22 protein-coding genes and 4 pseudogenes are annotated in these 16,513 nt (G+C 67.9%); 25 read left to right on the forward strand and 1 reads right to left on the reverse strand.

Annotated elements, in window-relative coordinates:
- Window positions 1-199 precede the first annotated feature (199 nt).
- The 17 genes and pseudogenes from AC2W7M_RS07305 (at window position 200) to AC2W7M_RS07385 (ending at window position 10,198) form a co-directional block, all read left to right on the forward strand.
- On the forward strand, window positions 200-520 hold the full coding sequence (locus AC2W7M_RS07305; protein WP_394017998.1) for an iron-sulfur cluster assembly accessory protein: 321 nt from the start codon (window positions 200-202) through the stop codon (window positions 518-520).
- Between the two features lie 41 nt (window positions 521-561).
- Window positions 562-861 carry a NifU family protein gene (locus AC2W7M_RS07310; protein ID WP_486131294.1) on the forward strand — a complete coding sequence of 100 codons (300 nt, stop codon included), beginning with the start codon at window positions 562-564 and terminating at the stop codon, window positions 859-861.
- Between the two features lie 52 nt (window positions 862-913).
- Window positions 914-2,111 (forward strand): annotated as a pseudogene (gene nifS, locus AC2W7M_RS07315) (cysteine desulfurase NifS).
- A gap of 69 nt (window positions 2,112-2,180) precedes the next feature.
- Entirely contained in the window at window positions 2,181-2,399 is a 219-nt protein-coding gene (gene nifT, locus AC2W7M_RS07320; RefSeq protein WP_394017995.1) for a putative nitrogen fixation protein NifT, read from the forward strand.
- Between the two features lie 2 nt (window positions 2,400-2,401).
- The gene (locus tag AC2W7M_RS07325) at window positions 2,402-3,268 is read left to right on the forward strand and encodes an SIR2 family NAD-dependent protein deacylase (RefSeq protein ID WP_486131296.1); all 867 of its coding nucleotides are present in this window, start codon (window positions 2,402-2,404) and stop codon (window positions 3,266-3,268) included.
- 375 nt (window positions 3,269-3,643) lie between these two features.
- Window positions 3,644-5,154, forward strand: a pseudogene (gene nifB / locus AC2W7M_RS07330) (nitrogenase cofactor biosynthesis protein NifB).
- A 15-nt stretch (window positions 5,155-5,169) separates the two neighbouring features.
- Window positions 5,170-5,394, forward strand: a complete 225-nt coding sequence (locus tag AC2W7M_RS07335; RefSeq protein WP_486131298.1) for a 4Fe-4S binding protein — start codon at window positions 5,170-5,172, stop codon at window positions 5,392-5,394.
- Between the two features lie 12 nt (window positions 5,395-5,406).
- Window positions 5,407-5,739, forward strand: a complete 333-nt coding sequence (locus tag AC2W7M_RS07340) for a HesB/IscA family protein (protein ID WP_394017992.1) — start codon at window positions 5,407-5,409, stop codon at window positions 5,737-5,739.
- A 14-nt stretch (window positions 5,740-5,753) separates the two neighbouring features.
- A complete protein-coding gene (locus AC2W7M_RS07345) occupies window positions 5,754-6,293 on the forward strand; it encodes a hypothetical protein (RefSeq protein WP_486131300.1) in 540 nt (179 codons plus the stop codon).
- Complete coding sequence (locus AC2W7M_RS07350; RefSeq protein WP_486131302.1) at window positions 6,286-7,068, forward strand: 4Fe4S-binding leucine-rich repeat protein; 783 nt, start codon at window positions 6,286-6,288, stop codon at window positions 7,066-7,068. Before AC2W7M_RS07345 ends, AC2W7M_RS07350 begins: the two co-directional genes overlap by 8 nt.
- Window positions 7,065-7,391, forward strand: coding sequence for a nitrogen fixation protein NifZ (locus AC2W7M_RS07355; RefSeq protein ID WP_486131304.1), 327 nt, complete (start codon window positions 7,065-7,067; stop codon window positions 7,389-7,391). Before AC2W7M_RS07350 ends, AC2W7M_RS07355 begins: the two co-directional genes overlap by 4 nt.
- Window positions 7,391-7,630 carry a nitrogen fixation protein NifZ gene (locus AC2W7M_RS07360; RefSeq protein ID WP_486131322.1) on the forward strand — a complete coding sequence of 80 codons (240 nt, stop codon included), beginning with the start codon at window positions 7,391-7,393 and terminating at the stop codon, window positions 7,628-7,630. Before AC2W7M_RS07355 ends, AC2W7M_RS07360 begins: the two co-directional genes overlap by 1 nt.
- A gap of 12 nt (window positions 7,631-7,642) precedes the next feature.
- A complete protein-coding gene (locus AC2W7M_RS07365; protein ID WP_486131306.1) occupies window positions 7,643-7,999 on the forward strand; it encodes a DUF3024 domain-containing protein in 357 nt (118 codons plus the stop codon).
- A gap of 36 nt (window positions 8,000-8,035) precedes the next feature.
- Window positions 8,036-8,305 carry a DUF6129 family protein gene (locus AC2W7M_RS07370; protein ID WP_486131308.1) on the forward strand — a complete coding sequence of 90 codons (270 nt, stop codon included), beginning with the start codon at window positions 8,036-8,038 and terminating at the stop codon, window positions 8,303-8,305.
- Window positions 8,302-9,500 (forward strand): annotated as a pseudogene (locus tag AC2W7M_RS07375) (DegT/DnrJ/EryC1/StrS family aminotransferase). The gene AC2W7M_RS07370 and the pseudogene AC2W7M_RS07375 overlap by 4 nt, the downstream one beginning before the upstream one ends.
- 71 nt (window positions 9,501-9,571) lie before the next feature.
- Window positions 9,572-9,883, forward strand: a complete 312-nt coding sequence (locus AC2W7M_RS07380) for a ferredoxin (RefSeq protein ID WP_486131310.1) — start codon at window positions 9,572-9,574, stop codon at window positions 9,881-9,883.
- 60 nt (window positions 9,884-9,943) lie between these two features.
- Window positions 9,944-10,198 carry a hypothetical protein gene (locus tag AC2W7M_RS07385; protein WP_486131312.1) on the forward strand — a complete coding sequence of 85 codons (255 nt, stop codon included), beginning with the start codon at window positions 9,944-9,946 and terminating at the stop codon, window positions 10,196-10,198.
- A gap of 7 nt (window positions 10,199-10,205) precedes the next feature.
- On the opposite strand, the gene AC2W7M_RS07390 is transcribed toward AC2W7M_RS07385, so the two are convergent.
- The gene (locus tag AC2W7M_RS07390; RefSeq protein WP_486131324.1) at window positions 10,206-10,865 is read right to left on the reverse strand and encodes a glutathione S-transferase family protein; all 660 of its coding nucleotides are present in this window, start codon (window positions 10,863-10,865) and stop codon (window positions 10,206-10,208) included.
- Between the two features lie 187 nt (window positions 10,866-11,052).
- On the opposite strand from AC2W7M_RS07390, the gene AC2W7M_RS07395 reads away from it, so the two are divergent.
- The 8 genes and pseudogenes from AC2W7M_RS07395 to AC2W7M_RS07430 all read left to right on the forward strand — a co-directional run bounded on the left by AC2W7M_RS07395 (window position 11,053) and on the right by AC2W7M_RS07430 (window position 16,454).
- The gene (locus tag AC2W7M_RS07395; protein WP_486131314.1) at window positions 11,053-11,499 is read left to right on the forward strand and encodes a Rieske (2Fe-2S) protein; all 447 of its coding nucleotides are present in this window, start codon (window positions 11,053-11,055) and stop codon (window positions 11,497-11,499) included.
- A gap of 14 nt (window positions 11,500-11,513) precedes the next feature.
- Complete coding sequence (locus AC2W7M_RS07400; RefSeq protein ID WP_486131326.1) at window positions 11,514-11,858, forward strand: DUF6156 family protein; 345 nt, start codon at window positions 11,514-11,516, stop codon at window positions 11,856-11,858.
- Window positions 11,859-11,869: 11 nt separating this feature from the next.
- Complete coding sequence (locus AC2W7M_RS07405; RefSeq protein WP_394017981.1) at window positions 11,870-12,037, forward strand: hypothetical protein; 168 nt, start codon at window positions 11,870-11,872, stop codon at window positions 12,035-12,037.
- 32 nt (window positions 12,038-12,069) lie between these two features.
- A complete protein-coding gene (locus AC2W7M_RS07410; RefSeq protein WP_486131316.1) occupies window positions 12,070-12,501 on the forward strand; it encodes a group II truncated hemoglobin in 432 nt (143 codons plus the stop codon).
- Window positions 12,502-12,815: 314 nt separating this feature from the next.
- Window positions 12,816-13,664, forward strand: coding sequence for an electron transfer flavoprotein subunit beta/FixA family protein (locus AC2W7M_RS07415; RefSeq protein ID WP_486131318.1), 849 nt, complete (start codon window positions 12,816-12,818; stop codon window positions 13,662-13,664).
- 36 nt (window positions 13,665-13,700) lie between these two features.
- Window positions 13,701-14,809: pseudogene (locus AC2W7M_RS07420) on the forward strand (electron transfer flavoprotein subunit alpha/FixB family protein).
- A 12-nt stretch (window positions 14,810-14,821) separates the two neighbouring features.
- On the forward strand, window positions 14,822-16,129 hold the full coding sequence (locus AC2W7M_RS07425; protein ID WP_486131320.1) for an FAD-dependent oxidoreductase: 1,308 nt from the start codon (window positions 14,822-14,824) through the stop codon (window positions 16,127-16,129).
- 25 nt (window positions 16,130-16,154) lie between these two features.
- Window positions 16,155-16,454, forward strand: a complete 300-nt coding sequence (locus AC2W7M_RS07430; protein WP_486131328.1) for a ferredoxin family protein — start codon at window positions 16,155-16,157, stop codon at window positions 16,452-16,454.
- Window positions 16,455-16,513 lie beyond the last annotated feature (59 nt).

Genomic DNA, 16,513 nt, shown 5'->3' on the forward strand with positions numbered 1-16,513 from the left:
CCGGCCCGCTCCGCCGGGGCGGGGACGCCGCCGCCGCCAGCGCCGGCTCGCGCCGCGTCCCCGCACCGTGTCCGAACCGGACACGCGTCGCAAAACGCAACATCTGCGAGGCAGAAAATCATTATATTCTAAAGCATTACGGTCTGGCATGGCTCTTGCCAGTTGAGGTTCGACCCGTTTTCTCAGTGAAGGTCGAGCGATGATCAATCTGACGGACAGCGCCTTGAACGCCGTTCGCAGCGCCATCTCCGGAGCCGACAAGCCGGTGGGCGGCCTGCGCATCATGGTCGAGGCCGGCGGATGCGCCGGCTACAAATACATGATGGGCCTCGTGAACGACGCCGATCCGGACGACACCGTGATCGAGCGCGATGGCGTGAAGGTGTTCGTGGACAACAAGAGCCACGAACTTCTTGCCGGCACCGTGATCGACTTCGTGGTGGCGCTCGAAGGCTCGGGCTTCACCTTCGAAAACCCCAACGCCACGTCGAGCTGCTCCTGCGGCAAGTCGTTCGGCTGACGGCCTTTCGGCCCCACCCCGTACCGAAGATGAGGACCGAGATGCTGCAGGAAACCGAACAGCGCGCCCCCGCGCCCCGTGCCGAGACCGACCGCCTGGCGCTGATCCAGGAGGTGATCGAGGAGATCCGCCCCAACCTCAAGCGCGACGGCGGCGATTGCGTGCTGGTGAATGTGGAGGGCTCGAAGGTGTTCGTGAAGCTCACCGGCGCCTGCGTGTTCTGCAAGCTCGCCAGCGCCACCATGGAGGGCATCCAGGCCAAGCTCATTGAGCGGCTCGGCGAGTTCGTGCGCCTCGTGCCCGTGGCCGGCCCGACGGCGCCGATCAAGGTCGCCCAGTAGCGCCGGGCCTTTAGCGCCGGGCCTTCGGGCCTCAACAGGGAGGCGTCGTCCCGTGCGGCCGGTCTATCTCGACAACAACGCGACGACGCGCACCGATCCCGAGGTGGTGGCCGCCATGCTGCCCTACTTCGCGGACCAGTTCGGCAACGCCTCCTCCACCCATGCCTTCGGCGCCGACGTGGCCGGTGCGGTGAAAGGCGCGCGCCAGGCGCTCGCGGCGCTCATTGGCGCGGCGTTCGACCACGAGGTCGTCTTCACCTCCGGCGGTACCGAATCCGACAATGCCGCATTGCTCTCGGCGCTCGAGGTCGGCGAGGCGGACGGCCGCAGCGAGATCGTCACCACGCAGGTGGAGCACCAGGCGGTGCTGGCCCCGGCCGCGCATCTGGAAAAAGACCCGCGGCGTGAAGGTGCATTATATCGGCGTCGATGGCGCCGGTCGCCTGGACATGGACGCCTACCGCGCCGCGCTCGGCCCGCGCACCGCGCTCGCCTCGGTGATGTGGGCCAACAACGAGACCGGCACGCTCTTCCCCGTGGCCGCGCTCGCCGAGATGGCGAAGGCGGCCGGCGCGCTGTTCCATACGGATGCGGTGCAGGCGGTGGGCAAGGTGCCCATGGACGTGAAGGCCACGGCCATCGACATGCTGTCGCTCTCCGGCCACAAGCTGCACGGCCCGAAGGGCATCGGTGCGCTCTATGTGAAGAAGGGCGTGAAGTTCCGGCCGCTGATCCGCGGTGGCCACCAGGAGCGCGGACGGCGCGGCGGCACCGAGAACGTGCCGGCCATCGTCGGCCTCGGCAAGGCGGCGGAACTGGCGCTGGCCCACCTCGCCGACGAGGGCACGCGGGTGAAGAGCCTGCGCGACCGGCTGGAGCAGGGCCTGCTCCAGCGCATCGAGGGCTGCCGGGTGAATGGCGACGGCGAACGTCGCCTGCCCAACACCGCCAACCTGGCCTTCGACTTTCTGGACGGCGAGGCGATCCTGAACCGGCTCGACCGCGCCGGCATCGCCGCCTCCACCGGCTCCGCCTGCACCTCCGGCTCCACCGAGCCGTCGCATGTGCTGAAGGCCATGAACCTGCCGGCCCGGGCGCTGCACGGCGCGCTGCGCCTGTCGCTCTCGCGGGAGAATTCCGGCGCCGACGTCGACCGCGTGCTGGAGGCGCTGCCGGGCATCGTCGCCGCGCTGCGGGAGATGTCGCCCGCCTGGCAGGCGCGCCAGAGCGAGGCCGCCGCCCATGGCTGAGCGCGCCCCCAACCGACATGGCGCGGGCCGCGACGCCCGGCGCCCGATCCTTCACCCAGGAGCCCCCTCATGAAAGTCATGATCCGCCGTTCTCCCGAGACCGGCCTGTCCATCTATGTCCCGAAGAAGGACCTGGAGGAGCCCATCGTGGAGTTCGAGCACGAGACGTTGTGGGGCGGCTGGATCAAGATCGCCAACGGCTGGGTGCTCGATTTGCCCGAGATGGCGCCCGGCACCAGCCTGCCCATCACCGTCAACGCCAAGAAGCGCGGCAGCGAGGAGGAGTGAAGATGAACGCCCCGGTCTCGACGGCGGATATCGTCAGGCTCGCGGACGCGGAGGCGGTGATCGCCAAAACCGCCGCAGGGCTCAAGACAGGCGCGGTGGTGCCCTATCTCGGCCCCGGCGTCGCGGCGCTCGGCGCGACCAGCGTGCCCATGACGCCCGAGTCGCTCGCGGCCTTCCTCGGCACCAAGGTGGCGCTCCCGAAGCGCGCCAAGGGCAATGTCTGGGCGGCGGCCCAGCACATCGAGAGCACGAAGCACCGCAACACCGTCTCCGCTTTGATGGCGGACGCGTTCGCGACACCGGTGGCGCCGACGGCGCTCCACACCTATCTCGCCGGCCTCAGGCTGCCGATGATCGTCGACACCTGGTATGACGGCGCCATGCGCGCGGCGCTCGCCGATCGCACCGACTGGGGCGAGGTGCAGGGCATCACCCGCGCCGGCATCGGCGAGGACCGCTGGTACCGCTTCTACGACGCCGCCGGCGCCGAGACCAACAAGGCCGCCGCGCCGTCCTGGACGACCTTGCTCTACAAGCCCCATGGCGGCGTGGTGCCGGCGAGGAACTTCCTCATTTCCGACGCGGACTATGTGGAGGTGTTGACCGAGATCGACATTCAGACGCCGATCCCGGACATCGTGAAGGACCGGCGCACCGAGCGCGGCTTCCTGTTCCTCGGCTGCCGCTTCCACGACCAGCTCCTGCGCAACTATGCGCGGCAGATCATCAAGCGCTCCGGCGGCCCGAACTATGCGGTGGTGGACCCGGACGCGCTGACGAAGAACGAACTGCGCTTCCTGTTCGGCCACGGCATCATCCCGGTCGCGGTGCCCTTGGCAAGGGCGACCGAAATCCTGACCGCCGCCTGACAGTCTCGGCTGCCTCTCGCGCAGTCCCAACGCGGCGACCTCCCATGGAGGCCTGCCGGCGTTCAGATTCAGGGCGGTGCATTGATCGAGATCAAGATCGGCGCCGAAAGATCTGTCCCGAGGCCGCGAACATGTAACCTTTCCAACATGCCTGCGGCGCCCGGGGGTGGCCCGTGTGCGCAACACGACAGCGTCTCGTCTCAGATAAATATCTGCTAGTAATAATATATTTTCCGTCGACGCGGCTGGCACGGCGGTTGCTCACGTCTTCTCAGGATGACTGGATCCTGCTCGAGACGAGGAGCACCAAACATGGACGCGACGACTGAGCATGTGGGGGACGCCGTCGGGACCGCCGTCGAAGCCAACGTCGACATGGACGACCTGATGCAGAAGATGGCCGAGCACAAGGGCTGCGGCACGTCCGGCGGCTCGGGCAAGGCGAGCTGCGGTTCGGGCGCGGGGCAGAACGACCTGCCCACCGAGATCTGGGAGAAGGTGAAGAACCATCCCTGCTATTCCGAGGAAGCCCACCACCATTATGCCCGCATGCACGTGGCCGTGGCGCCGGCCTGCAACATCCAGTGCAACTACTGCAATCGCAAGTATGACTGCGCCAATGAGAGCCGGCCCGGCGTCGTCTCCGAGAAGCTGACCCCCGAGCAGGCGGCCAAGAAGGTGCTGGCGGTGGCCTCCACCATCCCGCAGATGACCGTGCTCGGCATCGCCGGCCCCGGCGACCCGCTGGCGAACCCCGAGAAGACCTTCAAGACCTTCGAGCTGATCTCGAAGACCGCGCCCGACATCAAGCTCTGCCTGTCCACCAACGGCCTGGCGCTGCCCGATCACGTGGACACCATCGCCAGCTACAATGTCGACCACGTCACCATCACCATCAACATGGTGGACCCCGAGGTCGGCGCGAAGATCTATCCGTGGATCTTCTGGAAGCACAAGCGCTACACCGGCTACGAGGCGGCCAAGATCCTCACCGATCGCCAGCTCCAGGGCCTGGAGATGCTCACCGAGCGCGGCATCCTGTGCAAGATCAACTCGGTGATGATCCCCGGCATCAACGACCAGCATCTGGTCGAGGTGAACAAGGCGGTGAAGTCGCGCGGCGCCTTCCTGCACAACATCATGCCGCTGATCTCCTCGCCCGAGCACGGCACCGTGTTCGGCCTCAACGCCAGCGCGGCCCCTCCGCCCAGGAGCTCAAGGCCCTGCAGGACAGCTGCGAGGGCGAGATGAACATGATGCGGCACTGCCGCCAGTGCCGCGCCGACGCGGTCGGCCTGCTGGGCGAGGACCGCTCGGCCGAGTTCACCACCGACAAGATCATGGCCATGGAGGTCAATTACGACATGGAGGGCCGCAAGGCCTACCAGGCCATGGTGGAGGAGGAGCGCGTCGCCAAGGTGGCGGCGAAGCAGGAGGAGCTGGAGACGCTGGCCGGCGCGCAGAGCGACATCAAGCTTTTGGTCGCGGTGGCCACCAAGGGCTCTGGCCTCATCAACGAGCATTTCGGCCACGCCAAGGAGTTCCAGGTCTACGAACTCTCGACCGCGGGCGCCAAGTTCGTCGGCCACCGCCGCGTCGACCTCTACTGCCAGGGCGGCTTCGGCGACGAGGACAGCCTTGAGACCGTGATCCGCGCCATCAACGACTGCCACGCGGTGTTCGTCGCCAAGATCGGCGGCTGCCCGAAGGCGGACCTCGCCAAGGCGGGCATCGATCCCGTGGACCAGTACGCCCACGAATTCATCGAGAAGAGCGCCATCACCTGGTTCAAGGACTACCTGGACAAGGTGAAGAGCGGCGAGATCGCGCACACCGTTCGCGGTGACGCGGAGATCCGCCAGGGTGCGCTGATCAGCGCGGCCTGAGGCTGAGGACCTGCCATGACCCTCAAGATCATCGCCTCCCAGTGCACCTCCTGCTCGGCCTGCGAGCCGGAGTGCCCGAACGTCGCCATCTCGGAGAAGAACGGCACGTTCGTCATCGACCCGAAGAAGTGCACCGAGTGCCTCGGCCACTTCGACGAGCCGCAGTGCGCCGCCGTCTGTCCGGTGGACAATACCTGCGTCATCGACACCGCGTTTCCGCGCTACCAGCTCCCGGCCTGAGGAGGGACGACGATGAACTTCACCATCACTCCCAAGGCCGAGAAGTTCATGCGGCTCATGGTGATGTCCGACGGCGGGCCGGGGGCGGGCTTCCGCCTCGCCGTCTCGCCGGGCGGCTGCTCGGGCCTCAACGCGGACATCTGCGTGCTGCGCGAGCCCATGCCCGGCGACGCGGTGGTGCAGAAGGGCGCGGTCAAGCTGTTCCTGCCGGCCGAGAGCCGCATCCTTTTGGACGGCGTGACGGTGGACTTCACCGACACCGCCGCCAAGACCGGCCTCGTCTTCCACGATCCCAAGGCAACCACCTGCGCCTCCCACGGCCAGGCGCTGCCGGCGGGCCTGTGAGCGGCGGAACGACCATGGACGCCGCGCGCGCGACGCAGACCGAGCCTTCCGTCTTCGCGGAAGACGCTCTGCTCGCGCACGCGCTGCTGGGCGGCGGCCTGCCGGAGGAGGCCAATTGGCACCTTTGGCAGGCCGGGCTCTCCTACCATCTGGGAGAGGTCGCCGAGGCGCACCTCAGGCAGGCCGAGGCCATCGCTCCGGGCCATGCCGCGGTCCTCATCGGCCTCTACCGCTTCTATTTCTACAAGGGCCGGCTGTCCGAGTGCCTGGAGGTGGCGCGCATCTGCCTCGCCAAGGCGCAGCGCGAGACCAACCTTCCGGCCGACTGGCGCGACGTGGCGCCCGAGGACGCGCTGTTCGGCCGCTACGAGGAGCTGATGCCGCGCTTCTTCCTCTTCACGCTCAAGGGCTACGCCTATCTCAACATGCGGCTGGGCAACCTCGCCGAGGGCCGCGCGGCGGTGGAGAAGCTGCTTGAGCTCGACCCCACCGACAAGATCGGCGCGAAGGTGCTCATCGACGTCCTGAACCGAGCGGAGGACGGCGATGACTGACGAGATCGATGAAGCCATCGACTGGCGCGGGCTTGAGATCGATTGCGGCGCCTGCCGCCACGCCGCCCTGCGCGCGGACGGGGGCTGCCGGCTGAAGCATGCCTGCGTCAATGACCGCTACGCCCGGCGCATCGACCGCTTCTTCACCTGGAACCCGGCGCTCGCGAACGCATATGTTCATCACGAGCACTTCGAGGTGCGCGCCATCGCGGCGAAGCATGCGGACGTGTTCCTCCTCACTCCCCTGCTCGACGATCCCGAGGAGACGGTGCGATGGAACGCGGCGCGGCGGCTGCCCAAGCGGCTGATCCTGCGGCTGCGCCAGGACCCGCACCGCGAGGTGCGCATCCGCATCGCCTCGCTGCTCGACGATGCCGAGCTGGTGCCCATGCTGGCGGACCCCGATTACTATGTGCGCATCGTCGTCGCCCGGCGCGTGGCGCCGCCGCTGCTCGCGCGCCTGATGGACGATGCGGAGGTGGAGGTGCGCCGCGTGGTGGCGCAGCGCCTGCCCGCCGAATGGCTGCTGCGGATGGCGGGCGACCCTGCGGCGAGCGTGCGCCTGGAGGCGGCCCGGCGCCTCGCGCCCGACCTCCTGGCGCGCCTGAAGGCCGATCCCGACTGGCGTGTGCGCCACGAGGTGGCGAGCCGCCTTTCCCCCGCGCTGCTCGGCGACCTCGTCGACGACACCGACATGATGGTGCGCGAGATGGCCCGCGCGCGCGGCACGCTTCGTCCCGAGCCGGGAGACCTCATGAGGGAGATGCCGAGATGAGCAACATCGTCCGCGACAGCGAGGTGGTGGAGATCACCGAGCCGCCGTACTTCTCCTTCGGCGAGAAGGTGAAGGCCAAGCGCACCATCCGCAATGACGGCACCTATGCCGGCAAGGAGATCGGCGAGATCCTCGCGAAGAAGGGCGAGGAGGGATACGTGGTCTCCATCGGCACCTTTCTCCAGCAATTCTACATCTACGGCGTCGAATTCATGGAGAGCGGCAATCGCGTCGGCATGAAGAAGAAGGAACTCGACCCGGTGATCAGCCGCGACGAGGACATCGACCTGCCGCTGCCGGCCGTCGGGGGGATGGCGCGATGATGTTCGAGCCGCGCACCCCGAAATACCAGTGGGGTCAGAGGGTGAAGACCCTGATCGAGCTGCGCAACGACGGCGGCTATCCGGACGTGGCGGAGGACGCGCTGCTGGCGGCGGAGGGCACCACCGGCGAGATCGTCCAGGTGGGCATGCACACCGACAGCAACACGCCGATCTATTTGGTCGAATTCACCGAGCGGCTCGTGGTGGGCTGCCTCGAGGAAGAGATCGAGCCGGTGTGATGGGGGCGTGCCATGGCTGCGACGATGCTCGGAATGTCCATGGGCGGCAAGGCCCAGCCGAACGATCTCGACAAGCGCCGCGTGGAGCGGGCGCTGAAAACGCGGCGCCGCTACCGCTACGTGGAGCCGGCGGTACAGCCGGTGCCCGGCGGCTACCGGATCGAGAGCGCCTGCTGCTCGCGCAACATCGACCCGGACGGCGGCATCGTCGACATCGCGCTGCTGCTGTTCGACGAGGAGCAGGGCCAGTGGGACCTGTTCCGCAAGGACCACGGCAAGGGGCTGTGGGCGTGGGATTGCCGCCATGCGCGGCTGTCCGCGGTGCTCGACGTTCTGACCTTCGATACGCACCGAAAGTTCTGGCAGTGAGCCCGCCCGTGCGGGCGCTTCAGGGAAGGTGAAGCCATGGCGCTGAACGAGGACGACCTCGGCGTGATCGCCGGCATGCTGGCGGCGCCGCCTGCGGACGGGCAGGTCTTCCCCGCCCTGCGCGCGCGCTTTCCCGGCTTCACCTTCACGCGCTGCGACGCCTCCGACGTGGTGGAGGCGCCGTTCCGCACGGTGGGTGGCTACGATCTGCACCTGATGGACGCGCGCGATCATTGCGTCCAGCTCACCGACGATCCCGCCCGCGCCACCGGCCTCGTCCTCGCCAGACGGAGCGATGCGCCATGAGCGAGCCGGCGGTGATGGACGACGGCCTCGATGCGGTGCCGGGCCTGCCCGAAGGCCGCTTCATTCCGCTCTCCGACCCGGACGTGACGACGGCCGAGCTTGCCGCCATCGACGCGGTGATCCGCTCGCCGCGCCTGTCCGGCGGGCCGGTGATGGAGGCGTTCGAGGCCGCCTTCGCGGCCTATCTGGGGCGCGCTTATGCCGTTGCCGTTCCCTCCGGCACGCTCGGTCTCCTGCTGGCGCTGAAGGCCTACGGCATCGGCGCGGGCGACGAGGTGGTGTGCTCGGCCTATTCCTTCCGCGAGACCGCCCACGCGGTGACGCTCGCCGGCGCGCGCCCGGTGTTCGCCGACATCGACTATTGGGCCGGCACGCTGGTGCCGGAGAAGGCGGCGGCGAAGATCACCGACAAGACGCGGGCCATCGTCGCCACCAACACCAATGGCCATCCGGCCGCCTGGGACCCGCTGCGCGCGCTTGCCGAGGACCACGGCCTGGTGCTGATCGAGGATTCCACCGAGGCCATCGGCTCGCGCTACAAGGGCCGGCGGGTCGGCACGTTCGGCGATGTCGCGGTGTTCGACTTCTCCCAGCCCGGCCCGCTGGTGTGCGGCGAGGGCGGCATGCTGGTGACCGACGACGTGGACATCGCCATGGCGCTGCGGCGCCTGCGCTCCCACCGGCTGGAGGAGCGCTCGTCCGTGGTGGTCGCCATGACCGCGCCCTTCCAGGCGCCGATCAGCGACCTCACGGCGGCCCTCGGCCTCGCGCAGCTCAACCGGATCGACGAGATTCTGGAGCGCCGCCGCCTCACCGAGCAGCTCTACTACCAGTATGTGCAGTCCTTCGAGGGCATCAAGGACCCCTATGTGGGGCCGGACGTCACCGAGGTGCACTGGTTCCTCTATCTGGTCCATCTCGGCACGCGCTTCTCGAAGTCGAGCCGGGACGCCATCGTCGAGGATCTCGGCGTCGAGCGCGTCGAAGCGGCCGCCTACGCCAACCCGCTGCATCTCCAGCGACACTATTTCGACCTCGGATATCGCAAGGGCGACCTGCTCGTCACCGAAAAGGTGGCCGACCGGGCCGTGGCGCTGCCGTTCCATGCGCACCTGTCCGAGGACGAGATCGAGTTCATCGTCGCCGAGATGAAGGATGCCTCGGTGAACGTGGGGCCGGCGCCGCCATCTACTGAGGTTCAGGAAGCCGACCAAGACGGCATGTCAAGCCGAAGGTCACGACAAGATCGACACTACGGAGCAGGCAATGTCCACGGTTACTGTCACAGTTCTTCCCGCCAGCAAGAGCATCGAGGTGCCCGAGGGCACCAATCTCTGGGCCGCGATCCGCGAGGTCGTGCCGAGCTTGCCCGAGCAGAGCCCGGAAAATTGCGGCGACGCGGCCCACATCTTCGTGCTGGAGGGCCGCAAGGGCATCTCCAAGACCACGCGCGAGGAGAACGAGAAGCTCGACACCATCGTCGGCGTCGGCTCGAAGTCCCGCATCGCCTGCTTCGCGCAGGTGCTGGGCACCGAGAACGTCAAGGTGGAGCTGCTCGGCGAGTTCTCGGGCTTCTGAGGCTCGCCAAACGGGGGAGAGGCGCGCGGCGCCTTTCCCGTCCATTCGATGGAGAAAGCCATGGAAAGCCAGAGCACCGAAGCCCCGACCACCGAACCCAAGGTTCTCGTCCATGCGCGCTTCGCGCCAGACGGCTCGGTGGTGGAGATCGGCGAGCGCCCGTCCGGCCTGACGCCGCAGGAATGGTTCTTCTATCTGCGCGAGAAGTCGGACCCGTCCTATTTCCAGCCCCTGTCCGGCGGGCGCGGGGTGTTCCGCATTCCCCGCCTTGAGTTCGATGCGCTGAAGGCGGCCGTCGCGGCCACCGCCGCCTGATCCGCCTTCAGCCGGCCGCCGCCGGCCGGCTTGCTCCGCCGCCGAGGCGGGAGGGGTCGTAGCCTTCCTCCTTGAGCACGCGGATCACAGCCGGCCGCGCCAGAAGCCGCCGGTAGTGGGCCAGCAGCGGCGCCGGCAGGGCGATGCCGGTCTTGTCGGCCCAGAATTCCGCATAGAACAGCACCGCGTCGGCGACGCTGAATGCGCCGGCGACGAAGTCCTGCCCCTCCATCTGGCGCGCCAGCACGGCGAACCCCTTCTCGACGATCAGCCGGCCGAGCGCCTTCACGCTCTCCTGCTCGGCCTGGGCGCGCGAGAAGGTGGGGGTGGTGAACAGACGCGCGAAGCCGTGGCCGTGGATGGTGCCGACGACGTGGCTCATCACCTCGATGGCGCGCGTCTCGCCGTCCAGGTCCTGCGGCCACAGCCGGCCGCGCCCGCGCGCCCGCCCGAGCCAATAGGCGATGGCCACCAGCTCCGTCAGCACGCTGCCGTCCGGCCGCACCAGCGCCGGGATGGTGCCCTTGGGATTGATGGCGAGGTAGTCCGGCTTGAAGTTGTCGCCCGCCGGCAGGTTGACGATGTGGGCCTCGAAGATCTCGTCCAGCTCCTCCAGGATGATGTGGATGCCGGTCGAGCACGAGCCCGGTGTCATGTAGAATTTCATGGCCGCCATGGCGCCTGCCTCTGCGGTTGGAGCCCCGAAGGGCCGGTGCGGCACGCTTCATGCAAATATCGGAGCAATCGGCCGTTGGGCCCGCTTGAGGGGGCGGCGGGCGGCGCGCTCGTCGCCTTTGCGACAGACCGCGCGGGGCAAGGCGCGAATTCGTACGGTCCGTGCAGGGAAGGGAGCCATGACGCAATCGGGCATCGAGGTCTACGCCGTCTGCAAGGCGGAGAGCATCCCGCCCGGCGGCGCCAAGGCCTTCACTTTGTCGCGTCGGACCGGCGACGGCGAGGCGCGGCCCTACGGCATCGTCGTGGTGCGGGTGCGCCCGCGCGAATTCGTCGGCTACGTCAATGCCTGCCCGCACGGGAAGGTGTGGCTCAATATCGGCGACGGCGCCTTCTTCACGTCCGACGGGGCGCATCTGCGCTGCGGGCGCCACGGGGCGACGTTCGACGTCGCCAGCGGCCTGTGCCTTGCGGGTCCATGCGAGGGCGCGAGCCTCGAGCCGATCCCGCTGGCGCTCATGGGATCGGACGTATGCCTGTGCGGCATCGCGCTCGTCGAGGATGACCGCGCGAGCGGCTATGACGGACACGACGAAACCATGGACATCATGATCCATCCGGGCTGAGGCGAATGGCTGCCATGTCGAACCCGTCGAGCGCCGCATCGGTCACGCCGGCTACCGACGCGGACCGCGTCGCCTGCCGGTATTTCCTGTCCTATACCGGCATCAAGCTGCCCTTCAATTTGGTGAGCCCGCTGCCCGAGGAGGGGCTCGGCCATCGCAACACCTATATCCGCGCCTATTACGACGGCACGGGCCGCCTGACCGGGTTCGAGAAGGTGGTGTATGGGGAGGTGGAGCTGACCCACAGCTACGGCTACCACGCCAACGGCGCGCTGCGCCGGGCGGTGGTGGCGATGCTGGACGAGGAGCCCTCCGAACTTCTCTATGACGAGGCGGGCGCCCTCGTCGGCGGCGGCTGAGGGGAGGCGGCATGACGGTTGCCCAGCTCTTGGAGGCGCTCGCCAAGCTGCCGCCCGAAGCGGTGGTGCTGATGGAGAGCGACGGCGGGCTCTCGCTGGTGAGCGCGCTCGATTTCGTCGCCGCCCAGGGGCCGGGCGCGCCGGCGGAGGTCATCCTCCTGCCGAACATGGAGGAATAGCGGCCCATGGCGGCACTGCGGGAAGAACGGGCATGAGCGAGGCAGTTCGGGACGTCACCATGTTCGAGCGCCTCGGCGGCGTTGTGGTCATCGACCGCCTGGTCGAGTCCTTCTACGACCGCATGGATCGGCTGCCGGAGGCCGAAGGCATCCGCGCCATGCATCCGGACGATCTCGGCCCCATCAAGCAGGTGCTCAAGCGCTACCTCACCGAATGGACCGGCGGGCCGGCGCTCTACACGCCGGAAAAGGGCCATCCGCGGCTGCGCCAGCGGCATCTCGGCTTTCCCATCGGCGATGGCGAGCGCGACGCCTGGCTCCTGTGCATGCGCGGCGCGCTGGACGAGACGGTCGCGGACGCGGCGGCGCGTGAGGCGATCTACGCCACCCTCGCCAAGCTCGCCGACTGGATGCGCAACACCGCCGGCAATCCGCACGACGCTGGCCACCGGCCGGGCCGCTGACGGAAGGCGCCGGGCTGGTCCGGTAAGACTGTCCCGGCGTTGCCGATGCCCGCCCCTGACGGGAGCCCGATGGCAGGGCGGCATGTGAAGCAAGGGGCGCCGGAGATGCGCCATCGCCCGTTCGGCACCCCTGTCATCTTCCCGACAAGCCGCTTTTCTTTGTCCGCTCCCGACAGCGGCGCCAAACTCCGTAATATACCGGAGGTCGTTTTCGCAATCGCTTGATGCGGTTCGTCTATTTACATCTGCCGATGCTTGGCACGCGCCTTGCTCACCTGACTTTGGAGCCCACCAGACGGCTCGGAGCCAGGGTCATGCATATCGTTGTCTGCATCAAACAGGTCCCCGACAGCGCACAGATCCGTGTCCATCCGGTCACGAACACCATCATGCGTCAGGGTGTGCCCACCATCATCAATCCCTACGACCTGTTCGCGCTCGAAGAGGCGCTGCACCTGCGCGACCGGTTCGGCGGCGCGGTGACGGTGCTCACCATGGGGCCGCCCTCGGCCGAGGATTCCTTGCGCAAGGCGCTGACCTTCGGCGTCGATCGGGCGGTGCTGCTCACCGACCGCTTCTTCGCCGGCTCCGACACCCTCGCCACCTCCTTCGCGCTGGCCACCGCCATCACCAAGATCGGCGAGACCTGGGGCGCCCCCGACATCGTCTTCACCGGCAAGCAGACCATCGACGGCGACACCGCCCAGGTCGGCCCCGGCATCGCCAAGCGCCTCGGCCTGATCCAGGCGACCTACGTGGCGAAGGTGGCGGAGTTCGACCCCGAGGGCCGCACCATCACCCTGGAGCGCCGCGCCGAGGGCGGCACGCAGGTGCTGAAGTCCAAGCTGCCCTGCCTGATCGCCATGCTGGAGGGCACCAACGAGGTGCGCCGCGGCACCATGGCCGACGCCTTGCGCGCCGCGCGCGCCGAGATCGTCAAGTGGAACGCCAAGGACGCCGGCGTCGAGGACCTCAACAAATGCGGCCTGAAGGGCTCGCCCACCATCGTCAAGCGCGTGTTCGCGCCCGCCGCCCGTTCCGAGAAGGCGAAGGTGGTCGAGGCTCCGGAGGGCGGCAGCCTCGCCGAGGCGCTGATCGCGGAAGTGTTCGCGCGCCAGCCCGCCCTCGAAGCCGATCTGACCGCGCTGGCGCGCGGCTTCTGAACGCCCAAGGACGCCGAGAAGAGAAAGCCGATCATCATGAGCGAGCCGAAGAAGCCCCAAGCCCCCGCCGCCGGCGGACGCGCCGCCACCAAGAAGGAGCTGCCCGAGCACTTCAAGGCGTACAAGCACGTCTGGGTGTTCATCGAGCAGGAGCGCGGCCAGGTCCATCCGGTCTCCTGGGAGCTGATGGGCGAGGGGCGCAAGCTCGCCGACAAGCTCGGCGTGGAACTCGCCGCCGTGGTGCTCGGCGCCGAGGGCGAGACGGTGCGCCACGCGGTGGCCGAGGCGTTCTGCTACGGCGCAGACCTCGTCTATGTGGCGGCGGACGCGGTGCTCGCAGACTACCGCAACGAGGCCTACACGGCGGCGATGACGGACCTCGTGAACACCTACAAGCCGGAGATCCTGTTGCTCGGCGCCACCACGCTCGGGCGCGACCTCGCCGGCGCGGTGGCGACCACCCTGCTCACCGGCCTCACCGCGGATTCCACCGAGCTGGACGTGGACGCGGACGGCTCGCTCGCCGCCACCCGCCCGACCTTCGGCGGCTCCCTTTGTGCACCATCTACACGCTCAACTACCGCCCGCAGATGGCGACGGTGCGCCCGCGCGTGATGGCCATGCCTGAGCGGGTGGAAAAGCCCATCGGCCGGGTGGTGGAGCACAGGCTCACGATCCAGGAATCCGACATCGTCACCAAGATCCTGAGCTTCCTCCCCGACCGCGATTCCAACAAGTCGAACCTCGCTTATGCCGACGTGGTGGTGGCGGGCGGCATGGGGCTCGGCTCGCCGGAGAACTTCCAGCTGGTGCGCCAGCTTGCCGCCGCCATGGGCGCCGAATACGGCTGCTCGCGCCCGCTGGTGCAGAAGGGCTGGGTGACGTCCGACCGCCAGATCGGCCAGACCGGCAAGACCATCCGCCCGCGGCTGTACATCGCCGCCGGTATTTCGGGCGCGATCCAGCACCGGGTGGGGGTGGAGGGCGCCGATTTGATCGTCGCCATCAACACCGACAAGAACGCGCCCATCATGGACTTCGCCCATGTGGCCATCGTCACCGATGCCATCCGCTTCCTGCCCATGCTGACGGACGCCTTCAAGCGGCGGCTGTCGGCCCATTCCCGCGACAAGATGGCGAGCTGAGGAGGACTTGAGATGATCGACGAGAAGTTCGACGCGATCGTCGTCGGCGCCGGCATGGCCGGCAACGGGGCCGCCTACACGCTGGCGAAGCGCGGCCTCAAGGTGCTGCAGCTGGAGCGCGGCGAATATTCCGGCTCCAAGAACGTGCAGGGGGCGATCCTCTATTCGGACATGATGGAGAAGATCATCCCCGACTTCCGCGAGGACGCGCCGCTGGAGCGGCACCTCGTCGAGCAGCGCTTCTGGATGATGGACGACAAGTCCCACGTGGGCCTGCATTACCGGTCGGAGGATTTCAACGAGGAGGCGCCGAACCGCTACACCATCATCCGCGCCCAGTTCGACAAGTGGTTCTCCGGCAAGGTGCGCGAAGCCGGTGCCCTGGTGGTGTGCGAGACCACCGTGACGGAGCTGGTGCAGGACGCCTACGGCAAGGTGATCGGGGTGAAGACTGACCGCGGCGGCGGCCAGATCCATGCCGACGTGGTGGTGCTGGCGGAGGGGGTGAGCGGCCTGCTCGGCACGCGCGCCGGCCTGCGCAAGATCCCGAAGCCCACCGAAGTCGCTCTGGCGGTGAAGGAGATGCACTTCCTGCCCCAGGAGACCATCGAGGACCGCTTCCTGCTGAAGGGTGACGAGGGCGTGGTCATCGAGGCCGCCGGCACCATCTCGGAGGGGATGACCGGCATGGGCTTCATCTACACCAACAAGGAATGCATCTCGCTCGGCATCGGCTGCCTCGTCTCCGATTTCCAGAAGACAGGGCAGTCGCCCTACCAGCTGCTGGAGAAGTTCAAGCAGCACCCGTCCGTGGCGCCGCTGATCGCCGGCTCGGAGGTGAAGGAATATGCCGCCCACCTGATCCCCGAGGGCGGCTACAAGGCGATCCCGCAACTGTTTGGCGACGGCTGGGTGGTGGTGGGCGACGCGGCCCAGCTCAACAACGCCATCCACCGCGAGGGCTCGAACCTCGCCATGACCTCGGGCCGCATCGCCGCCGAGGCGATCTTCCAGGTGAAATCGCGCAAGGAGCCCATGACGGCGCAGAACCTCGCGCTCTACAAGACCATGCTGGAGCAGAGCTTCATCATCAAGGATCTGAAGAAGTACAAGGACATGCCGCAATTGCTGCACATCCAGTCCCAGAACTTCTTCCTCACCTATCCCCAGCTCGTGTCCAAGGCGATGCAGAACTTCGTCCGCGTGGACGGCACGCCGAAGATCGAGAAGGAGAAGATGACCCTCAAGGCGTTCACCTCGGCGCGGTCGTGGGCGGGCCTGTTCGGCGACGCCTTCCGCCTCGCCCGGGCGTGGCGCTGAAACCCATCACGTGGAGGACATGGACATGGCCACCGCCGATCTCGCGGTCCGCGTCGAGGACAAGCTGTTCCAGAACCGCTATCTGGTGGATGCGGGGCGCTGCCACATCAAGGTGCGGCCCCACACCACCCCCACCCCGGCGCTGAAGGCGCTGCTCACCGCCTGCCCGGCGCGCTGCTACGAGCTGAACGCCAACGGCCAGGTGGAGATCGCCGCCGACGGCTGCGTGGAATGCGGCACCTGCCGCATCATCGGCGAGCCCTCCGGCGACATCGAGTGGAACTATCCGCGCGGCGGCTACGGCGTGCTGTTCAAGTTCGGCTGACGCCGCGCCCGCGCCCCTGCGCGGGAGAGAGACGGGCCGGCGCCGCCGGGGCGCACGCC

This window comes from Xanthobacter sp. BG11Y11_SDJG, from assembly GCF_057364445.1.